Source organism: Curtobacterium sp. AC272 (genome assembly GCF_979258155.1).
Window position 1 is genome coordinate 1,373,546 of record NZ_OZ409838.1, and the last position, 15,593, is coordinate 1,389,138.

19 protein-coding genes and 2 pseudogenes are annotated in these 15,593 nt (G+C 72.7%); 11 read left to right on the forward strand and 10 right to left on the reverse strand.

Annotation, left to right across the window (positions count from 1 at the left end):
- Nucleotides 1–88 precede the first annotated feature (88 nt).
- Complete coding sequence (locus ACZZ0J_RS06890) at nt 89–859, reverse strand: hypothetical protein (RefSeq protein WP_463435873.1); 771 nt, start codon at nt 857–859, stop codon at nt 89–91.
- Nucleotides 860–1,060: 201 nt separating this feature from the next.
- Entirely contained in the window at nt 1,061–2,170 is a 1,110-nt protein-coding gene (locus ACZZ0J_RS06895) for an LLM class flavin-dependent oxidoreductase (protein WP_463435875.1), read from the reverse strand.
- A gap of 110 nt (nt 2,171–2,280) precedes the next feature.
- Here ACZZ0J_RS06895 and ACZZ0J_RS06900 point away from each other — a divergent pair, with 110 nt between their 5' ends.
- A complete protein-coding gene (locus tag ACZZ0J_RS06900; protein WP_463435877.1) occupies nt 2,281–3,078 on the forward strand; it encodes an SDR family oxidoreductase in 798 nt (265 codons plus the stop codon).
- Nucleotides 3,079–3,245: 167 nt separating this feature from the next.
- Here ACZZ0J_RS06900 and ACZZ0J_RS06905 read toward each other — a convergent pair whose 3' ends face one another.
- Complete coding sequence (locus tag ACZZ0J_RS06905; protein ID WP_185040916.1) at nt 3,246–4,037, reverse strand: NRDE family protein; 792 nt, start codon at nt 4,035–4,037, stop codon at nt 3,246–3,248.
- 64 nt (nt 4,038–4,101) lie between these two features.
- Here ACZZ0J_RS06905 and ACZZ0J_RS06910 point away from each other — a divergent pair, with 64 nt between their 5' ends.
- From ACZZ0J_RS06910 to ACZZ0J_RS06945, 8 genes are all read left to right on the forward strand, one after another.
- Nucleotides 4,102–5,376, forward strand: a complete 1,275-nt coding sequence (locus tag ACZZ0J_RS06910) for a bifunctional phosphopantothenoylcysteine decarboxylase/phosphopantothenate synthase (RefSeq protein ID WP_214547976.1) — start codon at nt 4,102–4,104, stop codon at nt 5,374–5,376.
- A gap of 29 nt (nt 5,377–5,405) precedes the next feature.
- The gene (locus ACZZ0J_RS06915; protein ID WP_123672409.1) at nt 5,406–5,804 is read left to right on the forward strand and encodes a DoxX family protein; all 399 of its coding nucleotides are present in this window, start codon (nt 5,406–5,408) and stop codon (nt 5,802–5,804) included.
- Nucleotides 5,801–6,592, forward strand: a complete 792-nt coding sequence (locus tag ACZZ0J_RS06920) for a YqjF family protein (protein WP_463435881.1) — start codon at nt 5,801–5,803, stop codon at nt 6,590–6,592. The genes ACZZ0J_RS06915 and ACZZ0J_RS06920 overlap by 4 nt, the downstream gene beginning before the upstream one ends.
- Nucleotides 6,589–7,062, forward strand: a complete 474-nt coding sequence (locus tag ACZZ0J_RS06925; protein ID WP_214547969.1) for a DUF1810 domain-containing protein — start codon at nt 6,589–6,591, stop codon at nt 7,060–7,062. The genes ACZZ0J_RS06920 and ACZZ0J_RS06925 overlap by 4 nt, the downstream gene beginning before the upstream one ends.
- An 80-nt stretch (nt 7,063–7,142) precedes the next feature.
- Nucleotides 7,143–7,793, forward strand: a complete 651-nt coding sequence (locus ACZZ0J_RS06930) for a GntR family transcriptional regulator (protein WP_463435885.1) — start codon at nt 7,143–7,145, stop codon at nt 7,791–7,793.
- Nucleotides 7,794–7,979: 186 nt separating this feature from the next.
- Nucleotides 7,980–8,435 carry a MarR family winged helix-turn-helix transcriptional regulator gene (locus ACZZ0J_RS06935; protein WP_111084361.1) on the forward strand — a complete coding sequence of 152 codons (456 nt, stop codon included), beginning with the start codon at nt 7,980–7,982 and terminating at the stop codon, nt 8,433–8,435.
- Nucleotides 8,436–8,726: 291 nt separating this feature from the next.
- Complete coding sequence (locus tag ACZZ0J_RS06940; protein ID WP_463435888.1) at nt 8,727–9,617, forward strand: aggregation-promoting factor C-terminal-like domain-containing protein; 891 nt, start codon at nt 8,727–8,729, stop codon at nt 9,615–9,617.
- A 92-nt stretch (nt 9,618–9,709) separates the two neighbouring features.
- Nucleotides 9,710–10,876, forward strand: coding sequence for a low temperature requirement protein A (locus ACZZ0J_RS06945; protein WP_463435890.1), 1,167 nt, complete (start codon nt 9,710–9,712; stop codon nt 10,874–10,876).
- A gap of 139 nt (nt 10,877–11,015) precedes the next feature.
- On the opposite strand, the gene ACZZ0J_RS06950 is transcribed toward ACZZ0J_RS06945, so the two are convergent.
- Genes ACZZ0J_RS06950 through ACZZ0J_RS06960 form a run of 3 tightly spaced genes read right to left on the reverse strand, consistent with a single transcriptional unit; the run spans nt 11,016 to nt 12,444 of the window.
- The gene (locus ACZZ0J_RS06950) at nt 11,016–11,258 is read right to left on the reverse strand and encodes a hypothetical protein (protein WP_463435892.1); all 243 of its coding nucleotides are present in this window, start codon (nt 11,256–11,258) and stop codon (nt 11,016–11,018) included.
- Nucleotides 11,255–11,893, reverse strand: coding sequence for a hypothetical protein (locus ACZZ0J_RS06955; protein WP_463435894.1), 639 nt, complete (start codon nt 11,891–11,893; stop codon nt 11,255–11,257). The genes ACZZ0J_RS06950 and ACZZ0J_RS06955 overlap by 4 nt, the downstream gene beginning before the upstream one ends.
- The gene (locus ACZZ0J_RS06960; RefSeq protein WP_194646520.1) at nt 11,890–12,444 is read right to left on the reverse strand and encodes an RNA polymerase sigma factor; all 555 of its coding nucleotides are present in this window, start codon (nt 12,442–12,444) and stop codon (nt 11,890–11,892) included. The genes ACZZ0J_RS06955 and ACZZ0J_RS06960 overlap by 4 nt, the downstream gene beginning before the upstream one ends.
- Nucleotides 12,445–12,550: 106 nt before the next feature.
- On the opposite strand from ACZZ0J_RS06960, the gene ACZZ0J_RS06965 reads away from it, so the two are divergent.
- Nucleotides 12,551–13,216, forward strand: coding sequence for an MOSC domain-containing protein (locus tag ACZZ0J_RS06965; protein WP_463435896.1), 666 nt, complete (start codon nt 12,551–12,553; stop codon nt 13,214–13,216).
- Nucleotides 13,217–13,332: 116 nt separating this feature from the next.
- Here ACZZ0J_RS06965 and ACZZ0J_RS06970 read toward each other — a convergent pair.
- Together ACZZ0J_RS06970 and ACZZ0J_RS06975 are read right to left on the reverse strand one after the other, a co-directional pair.
- Nucleotides 13,333–13,446: pseudogene (locus tag ACZZ0J_RS06970) on the reverse strand (MmcQ/YjbR family DNA-binding protein); the annotation flags it as partial.
- The gene (locus ACZZ0J_RS06975; protein WP_463435898.1) at nt 13,428–13,589 is read right to left on the reverse strand and encodes an MmcQ/YjbR family DNA-binding protein; all 162 of its coding nucleotides are present in this window, start codon (nt 13,587–13,589) and stop codon (nt 13,428–13,430) included. The pseudogene ACZZ0J_RS06970 and the gene ACZZ0J_RS06975, both read right to left, overlap by 19 nt.
- Before the next feature lie 155 nt (nt 13,590–13,744).
- Between ACZZ0J_RS06975 and ACZZ0J_RS06980 the strand changes: the two genes are divergently transcribed.
- Nucleotides 13,745–14,044 (forward strand): excalibur calcium-binding domain-containing protein, encoded by a 300-nt coding sequence (locus ACZZ0J_RS06980; protein ID WP_323749075.1) that lies wholly within the window; start codon nt 13,745–13,747, stop codon nt 14,042–14,044.
- Nucleotides 14,045–14,068: 24 nt separating this feature from the next.
- On the opposite strand, the gene epsC is transcribed toward ACZZ0J_RS06980, so the two are convergent.
- Together epsC and cysK are read right to left on the reverse strand one after the other, a co-directional pair.
- Nucleotides 14,069–14,653, reverse strand: a complete 585-nt coding sequence (gene epsC, locus ACZZ0J_RS06985) for a serine O-acetyltransferase EpsC (RefSeq protein WP_463435901.1) — start codon at nt 14,651–14,653, stop codon at nt 14,069–14,071.
- Nucleotides 14,650–15,589, reverse strand: a pseudogene (gene cysK / locus ACZZ0J_RS06990) (cysteine synthase A). Before cysK ends, epsC begins: the two are co-directional and overlap by 4 nt.
- Nucleotides 15,590–15,593 lie beyond the last annotated feature (4 nt).

Genomic DNA, 15,593 nt, shown 5'->3' on the forward strand with positions numbered 1-15,593 from the left:
CAGTGTGCCCCTCGACGCTGGGCGCGTCCGGCACACGGCAGCACCACCCCGACCGGGAGGCCCGTGCCGACTCCCCGGACACGTCCGGTCACGCAGGTGGCCGGTCCGCAGTGCCCGCACCCGGTCCGGCGCACTCCATGCGTCCGCACACAGCGACACTCCACCAGACGATCACCGCGTGCATCGTCGGAACATGCACACGCACCGGATGCATGCGCAACGAGCGACACTCCACGAGTCGATCCGGTGGTGGATCGTCGGAAGGTGCACCCGCACGGAACGCGTCAGGCGGGCTCGCGGATGGTGGTCTCGACGTCGACGACCTGCGGCACCCGCGGCATCGAGGCGAAGCCGAACGCCACGGGCGGGTCGAGCGGCGCCAGGGTGCCGAGGGGCTCCCCGCCCAGGTCCCGCGCACGCCGGTGACGTCGTGCGCCCCGGTCACGCCGTAGTACTCGCGGCGGCCGTTCCCAGCCGAGCCGGCGGTGCCGGATCCGGGAGCGACGAGCCGGGCGATCGGGTCGATCGCGGCGAGCCACCGCGGGTCGCGGGCGATCGGCTTCGGGACCACGCGCAGCACCCGGCCGAGCGGTGAGATCGTGCCGACGTCGACCGACACCTGCAGCGCGCCGGCGTCGAGCTCCAGGCCACGGGCCGTCCGTCGCGCCCGCACGTCGACCACGGACACGGTGTCGAACCGGTAGGTGCCGGAGACGTAGGCGGCGACGATCTCGTCCGGCGCGAGCAGCACGCTGGTGCCGTCGGGCAGCTCGAGGAACACGTCGGTGAACGCCCCGAAGGGCGAGCGGTCCCACATCCCGACGACGATCCGGACGCCCGACGTGGTGCCGACGCCCATGATCCGGCCGCGGAACCGGCGCTCGACGGGAGGGTGCTGGGACGTGACGGCATGCCGTGGACCGTACCCGGCGCGCCCGTGAGGCGGACCGACGGAGCCGGCCCGCGCCTCCCGGCCGACAGGTGCGCCAAAGCGACAGATCGCCGCGAACGTTCCGCGGCGATCTGTCGTTTTCGCGGGTGGGCCCGCCGGGGTGATCGCCTACGGGACGGGGACGGGCTCGGCGAGCAGCTCGCGCACGCGCGGCGCGACCCGGGTGCCGTAGAGCTCGATGGACCGCAGCATGTCCTCGTGCGGGAGGCGACCGGTCGCGTACCGCATGTCGAACCGCGAGGCGCCGAGGATCCGCATGTTCCGGGCGATCTTCCGCGCCACGGTCTCCGGCGACCCGACGTACAGCGAGCCACCGGCGGACAGGCCCGCGTGGTACCCGGCGACGTCGAGGGGCGGCCAGCCGCGCTCCCGGCCGAGCTGGTCGGTGACGGCCTTGTGGTACGGCCAGTAGCGCTCGGCGGCTTCCTCGTCGGTCGCCGCGACGAAGCCCGGCGAGTGCATCGCGATGGGCTGCTGCGGCAGGTCGAGTTGGGCGAGCGCCTGACGGTACAGCCGCGAGAACGGGGCGAACTGCGCCGGCTGCCCGCCGATGATGGCGAGGAACAGCGGCAGGCCGTACGACGCCGCACGGATGACCGACTGCGGGGAACCACCGACGCCGATCCAGGTGGGGATGGCACCGTGCTCGAGCTTCGGGAAGACGTCCTGGTCGACCAGGCTCGCGCGCTTCGTGCCGGACCAGGTGACGGCGTCGCCACCGCGCAGGGCCGCCCAGAGCTGCAGCTTCTCCTCGAACAGGACCTCGTAGTCGGACAGCTCGTGGCCGAACAGCGGGAACGACTCGGTGAAGGAGCCGCGCCCGAGGATGACCTCGGCGCGGCCGTCCGAGATCGCGTCGACGGTGGCGAAGCGCTCGTAGACGCGCACGGGGTCGTCCGACGAGAGCACCGTGACGGCGGAGCCCATCCGGATGCGGGAGGTCGAGGCGGCGATCGCGGCGAGGACGACCTCGGGTGCGCTCACCACGAAGTCGGCGCGGTGGTGCTCACCGACGCCGATGAAGTCGATGCCGACCTGGTCGGCGAGGACGGCCTGGGGGACGACGTCGCGGATGCTCTGCGCGTCGGACTTCAGGCTGCCGTCGGCGAGTTCGGTGACGTCGCCGAAGGTGTCGATGCCGAGCTCCACGGGGCCGATCCGCTCGGGTGCGGGCGGCGGGACGTCCGAGGGGCGGTCGGTGCCGAATGCGTTGCTCATGGTTCCTCCTGGTCGCACTTTCATGCGTTTGCATCAAACTACCACGATCGGGCCAGCAGGGCCAGGCCGGCCCTCCAGCACGGCCAGCGCCCGCGTGTACGGTCGCCCGCATGCCGAAGCTCCCTGACCAGACCGGACGCAGGATCGTCGTCACCGGCTCCAACAGTGGCACCGGGAAGGAAGCCGCGACCCGTCTCGCGGCCGCCGGCGCGAGCGTCGTGCTCGCCGTGCGCACGACCGCGAAGGGCGATGCCGCCGCGGCCGAGATCCGCGCAGCCCACCCGAACGCCGACGTCGAGGTGCGCGAACTCGACCTCGCGGACCTGGCGAGCGTGCGCCGCTTCGCCGACGGCATCGTCGGCGAGGACCGCCCGATCGACGTCCTGGTGAACAACGCCGGGGTCATGGCGCCGCCGAAGCGCTTCGAGACGGTCGACGGGTTCGAGCTGCAGTTCGGCACGAACTTCCTCGGCCCGTTCGCGCTGACCAACCTGTTGCTGCCGTCGCTGCTGCGCGCCGAGACACCGCGGGTCACGACGATGTCGAGCCTCGCCGCGATCCCCGGCCGGATCCGCTTCGGCGACCTGCAGTGGGAACGCGGGTACAACGGCTGGCGTGCCTACGGCCAGTCCAAGCTCGCCGACCTGCTCCTCGCGCTGCACCTGCACCGACTGACCGTCGAGGCGGACGTCCCCCTCGTCAGCACCGCGGCGCACCCCGGCTACACCCGCACGAACCTGCAGTCGGCCGGGCGCTCGCTCGGACGCGCCAAGCCGGTGCGGCCCAGCAACCGCGCGCTCCCCTTCACCCAGGCGGTCGAGCAGGGCACCGAGCCGCTGCTCTACGCCGTGGTCGGCCCGAACGCGGTCGGCGGCGCCTACTACGGCCCGGCCGGCCCTTCGGTCTGACCGGACCGACGACCGCCGTCTCGATCCCCGGGTCGGCACGGAGCGCCGACCTCGCCCGCTCGCTCTGGGCCGTCGCCGAGGACCTCACCGGGACACGGCCGCCCCTCTGAGCGCGGGGCTCGGGGCGCGGCCGGGAGGCCCGTGGTCCGTCCGGCGGGCCGCCCGCGTCAGGCGCGGTGCAGCTCCACCGACCCGTCCAGCCGTCCGGGTTCGGTCAGGCGGGCGTGCTGCAGGACCGTGCGGTCCGGACCGATCGCCGCGGCGACGATCGACAGTGTCGTCATGTGCCCCTCGGCCTCGTGCGCGTCGCGGAGGATCGCGTCCGGGTGGTCGCTCGGCAGCGCAGCGGACTCGGCCAGGACCCCGAACCAGCCGCCCCACCCGTCTCCGGCGTCGTCGCCCGCGTCCACCGTCCGGAGTTCGTCGAAGGGCCCGAGCACCGGTGGCCCGACCGGGGCGTCCGCGGCACGGAAGGCCTCGAGCCACCGTCCGATGCGCGGTGCCGCCGGGTCGTCCGGTTCGCCGTGCGTCACCATGTGCACGCCGGGGCCGAGCTCGGTCGTGCGGACCCGTGTGCCGTCCCAGGTCAGGACCGCGGCGCCGTCGGCGGTCGCCCGCACCAGGTTGAACGCGCGGGTGGTCGGCAGCGTGCCGTCGTGTCCGGGCAACAGGTCGTCGGCGACGGCGTCGACCGGCACCACGCCGCGGGTCGTCCACGTGCCGTCGACACTCGGCACCGGTTCGCCGCGGTTGAGCACGACCGCCAGTCCGGCGCGGTCCGAGGCGGCGAGCCACGCACCGCCGGCGGCACGGTCGCGCACACCGCGGACCCCGGGGTCGCGATCGGGCCACCACGCAGCGGGCGGGTCCCACGGACGCTCGGGTGACTCGTCCCGCAGGGCGAGGACGGTGACGGGCCACGCGGACCCGGGGTCGACGCGGACGACGACGGTGCACATGCCGTCGATCCTCGCACGTGCCCCCGGTAGCGTGAGCGGCGTGAACGCAGCAGCAGAGCGCACCCTGACCGTCATCGTGGGGATCACCGGGGGCATCGCCGCCTACAAGGCCGTCGGCGTGGTCCGCGACCTCGTCAAGCGCGGGCACGAGGTGCACGTCGTCCCGACCGAGGGGGCACTGCGCTTCGTCGGGCTGCCGACGCTCGAGGCGCTCAGCCGCAACCCCGTCACCACGAGCGTCTGGGACGACGTCTCCGAGGTCCGCCACGTCGCCCTCGGCCGCCGCGCGGACCTGGTCGTGGTGGCCCCGGCGACCGCGGACTCCCTGGCACGGATGGCGAACGGCCTGGCGAGCGACCTGCTCGGCACGACGCTGCTCGCCACCGACGCCCCGGTCGTCGTCGCGCCGGCGATGCACCCGCAGATGTGGGAGCACCCCGCGACCCGGGCCAACGTCGCCGTCCTGCGCGAGCGGGGCGTGCACCTGGTCGGACCGGTGGTCGGCGCTCTGACGGGCGACGACGCCGGCATCGGCCGGATGGCGGAACCCGAGGACATCGTCGCCGCCGCGCTCGCCGTGCTGGACGGCCCGGCCGGTGCGGCGGCAGGGCGTCGCGCCGGCACCGACGGGGGGACGCAGTCCGGCGCCGGGGCCCGTGGCGAGCAGGGCGACCTGTCCGGCGTCCGCGTGGTCGTCAGCGCGGGCGGCACCCGCGAGCCGTTCGACCCGGTGCGCTTCGTCGGCAACCGGTCGAGCGGTCGGCAGGGCCTGGCGATCGCCGCGGACGCCGCAGCGCGCGGTGCCGTCGTCACCGTCGTCGCCGCGAACGTCGAGGCCGGCCTGACCGCGGGCATCGACGCGACCGTCGTGCCGGTGGGGTCAGCGCTCGAACTCGCCGAGGCCGTGCACGCCGCGGCGGTCGATGCCGACGTCGTCGTGATGACCGCTGCCGTCGCCGACTACCGGCCGGCCGAGGTCCTCGCCGAGAAGCTCAAGAAGGACGCCCAGGGCGAGCGGATGACGCTCGAGCTGGTGCGGAACCCCGACGTGCTCGCCGACCTGGTGGCGGCGCGGCGCACCGGGCAGGTCATCGTCGGGTTCGCCGCCGAGACCGAACCCGACCGCGACGCCCGCATCGCACTCGGCCGCGCGAAGATCGCCCGCAAGCCCGCCGACCTGCTCGTCGTGAACCACGTCGGCTGGTCGGCCGGGTTCGAGCGCGAGGAGAACGCGATCGAGGTCCTGGTGCCGGGCGGCGAGGTGGTCCGCGAGACGTCGGGCACGAAGGCCGAGGTGGCGGCGGCGGTCCTCGACCTCGTCGCGACCGCACTGACCTGATTCCGAGGACGGGCGAGCACGATGGGGGCATGCGACGACGTGAGCGGATCAGACGAGCCACCCGGACTGCCACACTGCTCGCGGTGCTGCTCGGCGGGGCCGGCGTCACCCACTTCCTGCAGCCGCGCCACTACGACCGGATCGTGCCGGACACACTGCCACCGCGGCTGACGACGGTCGCGTCCGGCGTGGCCGAACTCGGCATCGCCGCCGGACTCGCGTTCCCGGCCACTCGCCGGGCCTCGGGGTGGGCCGCAGCTGCGCTGTTCGCCGCGGTCTTCCCCGCGAACGTGAAGATGGCGAACGACCTGCTCGACAGCCCGCGGTCGACCCGGGCGATGCGGCTCGTCTCCGTGCTGCGGCTCCCGCTGCAGGCCCCGCTCGTCCTGTGGGCCGTGCGCGTGGGTCGGCACGCACCGAAGCGGTGACCCAGCCGTCCTGGACCCGTGCGGCCGCACCGCTGCTGCACCGGCCGGTGACCCAGCACGCGTGGGACGACGTCGTCTTCGCGCACTGGCGACACGACCCGGGCTCGCTGGCGCGACTCGTCCCGCGGGGAACACGTCCCGACGTGGTCGACGGCAGCGCCTGGGTGGGACTCACGGCCTACGTCTTCCACGAGACGCGGGTGCCGCCGTTCCCCTCCGCCGGCCGCCTCGGCCGCATGACCGAGGTCACCATCGAGGTCCTGACCGTGGACGACCAGGGCCGGCGCGGGGTCGCGTACCGCACCGTGGACACCGCAAACGTGCCGGCGATCGTGGCCGCACACGCGCTGCTCGGCGTGCCGTACACCTTCGCGCACTCCCGGTCGCGCCGCCGCGGCGAGGTCGTCGCGCACCGGTCGGTCCGGCACCCCGCACGTGCACTGCACCCGGTGCGCTGGGCGCGGTCGCTGCGGCAGGAACGCCCCTCGGGCACGGCCAGACCCCGGCACGCGGCCTCGATCCGGGTCACCGCCGGTGACGTCGTCGACACGCCACTGGCCGCCGAACTCACCACCCGCGCCGGCATCCACGCCCGGTACCTGGCCCAGACGCTGTTCTGGCAGCGACAGCACCCGCCGCTCACCGTGCGGGCCGCGCACCTCGACCGGCTCGAGGGAGACCTGCCCGACGCCGTCGGCATGCCGGGGCTGTTCGATCGGCCACCCGACTCGCTGCTCGTCGTCGACGGCACCACGGTGCGGTACGCCTGGGGCGGGGTCGTGCGGTGAGCGACCACGCCACGGACGATGCCGCCCAGGACGGCCTCGACCGCTTCGTGCGGGCGCAGGACGGCGTGCACGACGACGCCCTCGCCGAGCTGCGGCGTGGACGGAAGACCTCGCACTGGATGTGGTTCGTCTTCCCGCAGCTCGCCGGTCTCGGACGGAGCGCCACCGCCGAGCGCTACGGCGTGCGCGGGCTCACCGAGGCCCGCGCGTACCTCGCACACCCGGTGCTCGGGGACCGACTCCGGACCGCCGCGACCGTCGCCGCGGCGGCGCCGGCCCCGTCGGCCGAGGCGCTGCTCGGTGGGACGGACGCCCTGAAGCTCCGGTCCTCGATGACGCTGTTCGCCCGGGCCGCGACCAGCCCGGAGCCCTTCGCAGCGGTGCTCGACCGGTGGTACGGCGGGGCGGAGGACCCGGTCACCGTCCGGCTGCTGGACGCGGGCGCGCGGGCGACCGGTGACACGCGCTGAGCCGAGCGGAACGCCGGTCTCATATCAGGTACGTTGATCGGTGCGCGTGCACTGACCGCGCCCCGATCGAAGGAGAACGCATGCCGGTCCCCCGCAGCGCCCCGACCGAGCACCAGCTGCTCCGCGACACCGTCCGGCACAAGATCCACGATGCGATCATGGACGGCACGCTCGTCCCCGGCGAGCGGCTCAACGACGATGAGCTCATCGCCTGGCTCGGCGTCTCCCGCACGCCGATCCGCGAGGCGCTGAGCCAGCTCTCCCGCGCCGGCCTCATCGAGATGGCGCCGAACCGGTACACGCGCGTCACGACACCCCAGCCCACCGAGGTGATCGAGGCGATGCAGACCCTCGGGGTGCTGTTCGGCGGAGTCGTCCGACTGGCGGTCCCCCGCCTCGGTGCCGGCGCTCGGAAGAAGATCCTCACGCAGATCGACACGACGATCGCCGAGCTCGAGTCGCACGACGTCCCCGCGGTCAACCACGACGCGCTCGACGTGTTCGCGCTCTACGTCGCCGAGTGCGGCAACGAGAACCTGCAGCGCGTGTGCCGCGACACCATGGACGGCCTGGCGTTCCGCCTGCGCCTGCCGAACCTCGACGAGCTCGTCGACTGGGACCGGATGACCGCGGACTTCCGTCGGCTGCGCACCGCGACCGAGTCCGGCGACAACGTCGCCGCCGAGCTCGCGACCGAGGCGATCCACCAGCTGCCGGGCGAGAAGCACTGAGTCCGGCTGTACCCCCGTACAGGAACCCGCCCGTCTCGCGCACGCGAGGCGGGCGGTCCGCGTTCCACGGGCCTCCCGGACACCCCGTCCGGACCCGCGACCGACGCGCGCGACGCTCCCAGACTGCGGATCCGGCGAGCCGATAGCATCGCTGGCGACCACCCGATCGCCCACCCGGAGCAGCACATGAGTCCTCGATCGACGGACCGTACCGAGGTCGCCGCACGTCTGGCTGCGGCGGTCGGACGGATCAACCGGCGCGCACGGACGGACTCGGCCTCGCTCGGGTACGGGATCGTGTCCGCACTCGCCACCATCCAGCGCGAAGGACCCCTGCGCCCGGGCGACCTGTCGCGGATCGAGGTGGTCACGAAGCCCACGATGACCCGCATCCTGACCGAGCTCGAACAGCGCGGCTTCATCGAGCGCGAAGCCGACCCCCGGGACGGCCGTGCCTTCATGGTGTCGGCCACCGACGAGGGCATCGCGGCGGTCGAACGGGCACGTTCGGACCGCACCGGGATCGTCGCGGAGCTCATCGCCGAGCTCGGTGAGTCCGACGTCACCGCGATCGCCGGAGCGCTCGATGCCCTCGAGCGCGTCGCCCAGGGCGACCGCACCCAGGAACCTCACACGTTCTAGGTCCGAACGGGCCGTTACCGAACCGTTACCAATGGGTGGACGGACGGTTCTGCCAGCGATCCTGGACGCGTCGTCCAGTCTGACGAGTCATCGTGTCGGCTTCGCCCGACGGCGGCCTCCCCAGGGCCGGTCGCGGCGGACGGACGGGCCCCACACCACCGTCCGGTCCTCCCCGGTTCGCCGGACTCCCCCATGCTCCGCGCACCTCGACGCGCGCAGCATCGCTCACCGGCCCCGACGTGCCGCGCAGCCCGGAGTCCCGCACCACGAACCGCCCGACCACCGGAACCGATGCCAGGACACACCCCCGACCTCCCCACCACCACCGCCTCGACCCGACGTGAGGCCCTGAACTCCCCCAGCCGGCGCGTGCGCCGCGCCCTCCGCCACCGCGCGCTCCGACACCGTGCGACGTTGATCGTCGGCGGCGCCGCGGTCCTCGCTGTCGCCGGCGGTGCCCTCACGATCGGCACCCAGCCCGCCATCGGTGAAGCGCTCGGCATGCCGACGGGTACCGCGAGCGCGTCCGCGACGGCCCAGCCCGCCCTGCGCGGCACCGCCCTCGACCGTGCCCAGGCAGCGGCGACCATCTCGACCGCGAAGACCGTGATGACGACGGCGAACGCCAAGACCGACACGGCCTCGCTCGAGCAGCACATCGACGCGCTCAGTGACTACCCGGAGCTGTCCGGCGCCGCGCTCACGACGCGCATCTCGTCGACCGTCGAGTCGACCGCGCACGTCGCGCAGGCCAGCGCCGCGCAGGACAAGCGCGACGTCGACGCGAAGGCGGCCGCCGTCGCGAAGGCCGCCGCCGAGAAGCGGGCCGCCGCAGCAGCAGCGGAAGCCGCCCAGAAGCTGGCGGCGGGCAACACCGTCGCAGGCGCCAAGGCGACTGCGACCTCGCTGGCGTCCTCCGAGTACGGCTGGGGCTCCGACCAGTTCCAGTGCCTCGACAACCTGTGGACCAAGGAGTCCGGCTGGGACTACCAGGCCGTCAACGCCAACGGCGGGGCGACCGGCATCCCGCAGGCGCTGCCCGGTTCGAAGATGGCGACCATCGGCTCCGACTGGCAGACCAACGCCACGACCCAGATCAAGTGGGGCCTGCAGTACATCAGTGCCGCGTACGGCACCCCGTGCTCGGCGTGGGCGCACTCGCAGGCGAGCAACTTCTACTGAGCGGCGCGGGCCGGCCGTCTGCTGGACCACGCACCTGCACGTCGAACGGCCTCGGGTACCGCCCGGGGCCGTTCGTCCTGTAGGCATGCCGGGTGACGACGATCGGACTGCGCCGGATGGCGCCCCGCGACCCCGCCGAGGGACACCGTGCCGCGAGCCCCCTGGAACTGCTGTTCGACCTGGTGTTCGTCGTCGCGGTGGGCTTCGCCGCCACCAACCTGCACGAGATCGAGACCGAGGGGCACGTCAGCTCCGCGGTGGTGGCGTACGCCATGGTGTTCTTCGCCATCTGGTGGGCGTGGCTGAACTTCAGCTGGTTCGCGACCTCGTTCGACACCGACGACTGGCTGTACCGCATCACGACGTTCGTGCAGATGGCCGGCGTGCTCGTGCTCGCCGCCGGGGTGCACGCCGCGATGACCGAGGGCGACTTCACGGTCCCGGTGATCGGCTACGTGGTGATGCGCCTGGCGATGGTGGCGCAGTGGCTCCGCGTCGCCGTGTCGTCCTCGCGGTACCGTCGCACCGCACTCCGGTACGCCGTGGGCATCGTCGTCGTGCAGGCGCTCTGGGTCGGCATGCTCGCGCTGCCGCAGGGATCGACGGCGTGGTCGTTCCCCGTCCTCGTCCTGCTCGAGGTCCTCGTTCCGCCGATCGCCGAGGGCACGGGCGAGACGACGCCGTGGCACACGCACCACATCGCCGAGCGGTACGCGCTGTTCACCCTCATCGTGCTGGGCGAAGGACTCGTCGCCTCGGCGAACGCGGTCATCGACGGCATCGCCCAGGCCGACCACCTCGCGTCGCTGCTGGTGCTGGCCGCGGCCGGGCTCGTCATCGTCGCCGGACTCTGGTGGATCTACTTCTCGCGCGAGCAGCACGACCACATCCGGAACCTGCCGAGCGCGCTCGTGTTCGGCTACGGCCACTACTTCGTCTTCGCCGCCGCGGGTGCGCTGCCGGCCGGGATCGAGGTCGCGGTCAGCGCGGACGCCGGCGAGGCCGACCTGTCGCACGCCACGGTCGCTGCGACCGTGGCCGTCCCGGTCGCGTTGTTCGTGCTCGCGATCTGGGCGCTCGCACTCCGGCCGTCGCTGTCCGCCGGGTGGAACGCGATCGTCGTCGTGCTCGCCGTCGCGATCCTCGCGACGATCGCGGCGTCCGACGTCTCCCTCGTCGCGACTGCACTGCTCGTCGCCGCGATCGTCGTGGTGCTCGAGGTCGCCGAGCGGCGGCCGGGGACGCACCGCGTGCGCTGAGGACGCGACCGGAGGTCGGACGGGAGGCCCGTGGCGGTGTCGCCACGGGCCTCCCGTCCGTCAGTGAGCCGGGTTCACCCCACCCGCGCGACCCGCACGTCGACCCGCGTGAGCGCCAGGCCGTGCGCCGACGCCGCCGTCAGGGCGACGTCGTGCACGGCGCGGGCGACCTCGGGCGCGGGGCGGTGTCCGTCGGTGCCGATGACGACCCGCAGGACGCCGTCGTCGACCACGATGCGTGCGGGGTCGTGCTGGACGCCATGCCGCGGACGGCGCTGACCGTGCTGGCCACGGTCGGGCGGGCACGGTAGAGGTCGGTGACGCCGGGGACGTCGACCACGGCCTGTTCGATCGCGGCGAGGGTGTCGTCGGTGGTGCTCATCGGGTCCCCTCGGTGTCGGTGTCGGTGTCGGTGTCGGTGTGTGGGTCGTCGGCGTCGGGCTGCGGTTCGAGCAGGTCGCGGACCACCACGTCGATCGACTCGACGACCAGGTCGGTCTGCTCGGCGAGCGCCTGGGCGACCCCGGTGCGGACCAGGTCCGCCGTCGCGACGATCGACGGGCCGGACATGATCGCGACCTCGACGACCACGCGGACCGGTGCGGCGAGTTCGGTGACGTCGCCGTCGAGCCGGCACCGGGCGACGAGGACGCCGGGAACACCGTCGCCGGTCCGGCGGATGAGCGACCGGATCGCTCCCTCGGTCATCACCGGGCGCTCCGACTCGGACTGCGCTCGGAGCGGGACGTCCCGTCCGGAGCGGGACTCCAACGAGATGTTGGCGAGCACCCCGCCGATCCACGACTCGTCGGCCGGGGCTTCGTCGCGGGCGGCGGCCTCGAGCGACCCGAGCGACGCGTGCCGCACCCGCAGGATCGCCGCGAGGGCGTTCTGGCACGCGGGTGAGCCGTCGATGGTGGGGTCCGGCGGCTGCATGCCGGCGTCCAGGTAGTCGGCGAGCTCGTCGATGGAGTGGCCGTCGAGGTCGTCGAGTTCGAGTGCGTCGAGGTCGCTCATCGCCATCCCTCCATGAGTCGGATCATGTTCTTCCTCGCTCGGGACAGGAGTCCGCGGACCGTCGACGGGGGCAGGTCGAGTTCGGCGGCGATGTCGTCGTAGCTGTACTCGAGCACCTCCTTCATGATCCAGCAGCGTCGTTGGGCTTCGGGCAGTTCGGCGAGCGCCGCCTCCGCCGCTTCCTCGCGAGAGCGGGCTTCGGCGACCCGGTCCGGGGCGTCGTCGGCGGGTGCGGCGACCTCGAGTTCGGTGACGTCGTCGTGGAACCGTCGGGCCCGGATGCGGTCCAGGCACTTCCGGCTGAGGATCCGCATCAGCCAGGACTTCACCTTGGCGTGGTCCTCGAGCCGGTCCAGGCGGTCCCACGCGGTGATGAAGGTCTCCTGCACGACGTCGTCGAGTTCGTCGGTCGATCCCAGGGTCCGACGGGCGTAGGCGCGCAGGAGCGGTGTGTAGCGGCGGATCAGGACCTCGAAGGCCCGGACGTCGCCATCGGACGACCGGCCGGCGAGGACCGCGTCGTCGAGCTCGGCGAGGGACTGGTGGTGCACGCTTTCCTTCTACTGGTCGGGGCTGGGAACGAGGTCGGTCGCTGATGGGACGCGCGAGGACGGCGGATCGTCACACTTCTCGTCACACTTGCGCCAGAGTTGTGGCATGTCGCTCGTCACCGCCGTCTGCCGCGTCGACCGCCTCCTGCCCGACTCCGGCACGATCGGCGTCACCGCCATCGACAAGCGTCCGGTCGACGGGAGGGTCCGGGTCCGACCGCTCGGGCTGTACGCCGACGTCCAGGCCGACCGGAAGCACCACGGTGGCGAGGACCAGGCCGTGTACGCCTACGCCGACGAGGACGCCGCGTACTTCGCCGCGTCGCTGGAGCGCGAGATCCCGCCGGGCATGTTCGGCGAGAACCTGCGGACCACGGGTGTCGACGTCACCGGGGCCGTGACGGGCGAGCGGTGGCGCATCGGCGAGACGCTGGAGCTCGAGGTGACGATCCCACGGATCCCGTGCGGCACGTTCGCGCGCCGGATGGGCGTCGACAAGTGGGTCCGGCGGTTCACCGAGGAAGGCCGTCCGGGCGCGTACCTGCGGGTCGTGAAGTCCGGCCCGGTGGCAGCAGGCGACCCGGTCGTCGTGACGTACCGGCCGGAGCACGGCGTGACGATCGGCGAGGTCTTCGCGGGGCTCACCCCCGAGCGTGCCCGTGCGGTGCTCGAGTCCGGGGAGCGACTCGCGCCGAAGGTCGTCCGCGACGTGTCGAAGGTGCTCGCCCGGTCCTCGGCAGCCGCCAGCTCCTCGGCAGCCGCCAGCTCCTGATCAGTCGCCGCGCGTCGGGTCGAGGGCCGCTTCGCGCGGGGCAACCCGGCGACGACCAGGTCGTAGGCGTTCGCGACGAGGTCCTCGACCAGGGTCTCGTCGATGCCGTCGCCGGGAGCGAGCGTGATCCAGTGGCGCTTGTTCATGTGCCACCCCGGTGTGATCTCGGCGTGGTCGCGGACGAGTGCTGCCCCGTGCGGCGGCGCGCACTTCAGGTTGACGATCGGCACCCCCGGAGCTCGCTCGTCATCACGAACATCTTGTCGACCACCTTGTAGACGACGGCGCCCTCGCCGAAGGGCTCGGTCTCGAACACCGCGGGCAGGCCCATCGCGGTGCGACTCGCGATCTCGTGCAACTGCGCGCCGTCCATGCACCCAGCATGCCCCAGACGCCCGACACCGCGGCTCGCGGATCGGACCTGTTCGGGGGCATGTCATGAGCGTCGTTCACATCGTAGGATCAGCTCGCCGCGTACCCGACGCGGCGGTCGCTCCGGCGATCACCCACTCGTTCCAGGGGGAACCCGTGCGCATCATCCGTACCCTCGGCATCGCCGCCGCCACCGCAGTCCTCGCCACCACCGTCGTCGTCGGTGGGACCTCCACCGCGCAGGCCGCCCCGAAGACCTACGCCAACTGCACGGCGGTGCACAAGGTGTACTCGGGTGGCATCGCGAAGAAGTCCGTCACGAAGAACAAGGTCGTCTCCGGCGGCAAGACCACGACCCGTGCGCTCAAGGGCACGGTGAAGAAGGACGACGCCCTGTACAAGGCGAACGCGAAACTCGACCGCGACAAGGACGGCATCGCCTGCGAGAAGAGCTGACGCGGAGGCTGCGGCGCGCACCCGTCAGAGCGTCGGGACGCCCTCGTGCCCGGACCTCGGGCGGGCGACCCCGGCGACCCCGGTGACGACCGACCCCGCGGGGACGTCCTTCGTCACCACGGTGTTCGCACCCACGACGGAGTCCTGCCCGATGCTGATCGCCCCGATCAGGGACGATCCCGCGCCGAGCACGACGCGGTCGCCGACCACCGGGTGCCGTCGGGCTCCTGGGCCGTGGTCGCCGCCGCGCCCACCCAGGGTCACCCCGTGGAACAGCACGACATCGTCCCCGATCACCGCGGTCTCCCCGATCACGACGCCCATGCCGTGGTCGATGAAGAACCGTCGTCCGATGCGGGCGCCGGGGTGGATCTCGATGCCCGTCACCGATCGCGCTGCCTGGCCGATGACCCGTGCGACGAACCGAGCTCCGGGCAGGCTCCTGGCGAGCCAGAGCCGGTGCGTCACACGGTAGGTCCAGATGGCGTGCAGCCCGGAGTAGACGATCGCGTTCTCGAGGTCACCACGGGCGGCGGGGTCGCCGCGGCGTGCCGCGGCCAGGTCCTCCCGGACCGTCCGCAGCACGCCCCGTCGGACGGGACGACTCACGCAGTGAGTCCCTCGAAGAGCACCGTCGACAGGTAGCGCTCCCCGGTGTCGCAGACGATCGCGACGATGCGCTTGCCGGCGTTCTCGGGTCGTGCGGCGATCTCGAGGTGCGGCGTGGATGATCGCACCGGACGAGATGCCGGCGAGGATGCCCTCGTCGGTCGCGAGCGCCCGCGCCACACGCAGGGCGTCGTCGAGCTCGACGTCGAACACCTCGTCGATGACGGACTGGTCGAGGACCTCGGGGATGAAGTTCGCACCGATGCCCGCGATCTTGTGCGGTCCGGCCTTGCCCTCGGTCAGGAGCGGGGAGTCCTTCGGCTCGACCGCGACGATCTGCACGCCGGGCACGCGCTCCTTGAGCACCTGGCCGACACCCGTGATCGTGCCACCGGTCCCGACGCCGGCGACGAACACGTCGACGTGCTCCTCGGTGTCGCGCAGGATCTCCTCAGCGGTGGTCTTCCGGTGGATCGCGGCGTTCGCGGCGGTCTCGAACTGGTGGGCGAGGATCGCTCCGGGCGTCTCGTCGACGATCGCGGTGGCGCGTTCGACCGCGCCCTTCATGCCCTCGGGACCGGGGGTGAGCACGATCTCGGCACCGTAGGCGCGCATCACCGCACGACGCTCGACGCTCATCGTCTCCGGCATCGTGATGATCACCTTGTACCCGCGGGCCGCACCGACGAGCGCGAGGGCGATGCCGGTGTTGCCCGACGACCCCTCGACGATGGTGCCGCCCGGCTGCAGGTCGCCGGACTGCTCGGCCGCGTCGATGATCGCGACGCCGAGGCGGTCCTTCACGCTGGCGCCGGGGTTGTAGAATTCGAGCTTGGCCAGCACCTCGGCGCCGCCCGCCTTCGGCAGCCGGTTCAGCTTGACGAGCGGGGTGTTGCCGAACGCCTGGGAGATGTTGTCGTAGATCGTGCCGCTCATCCGG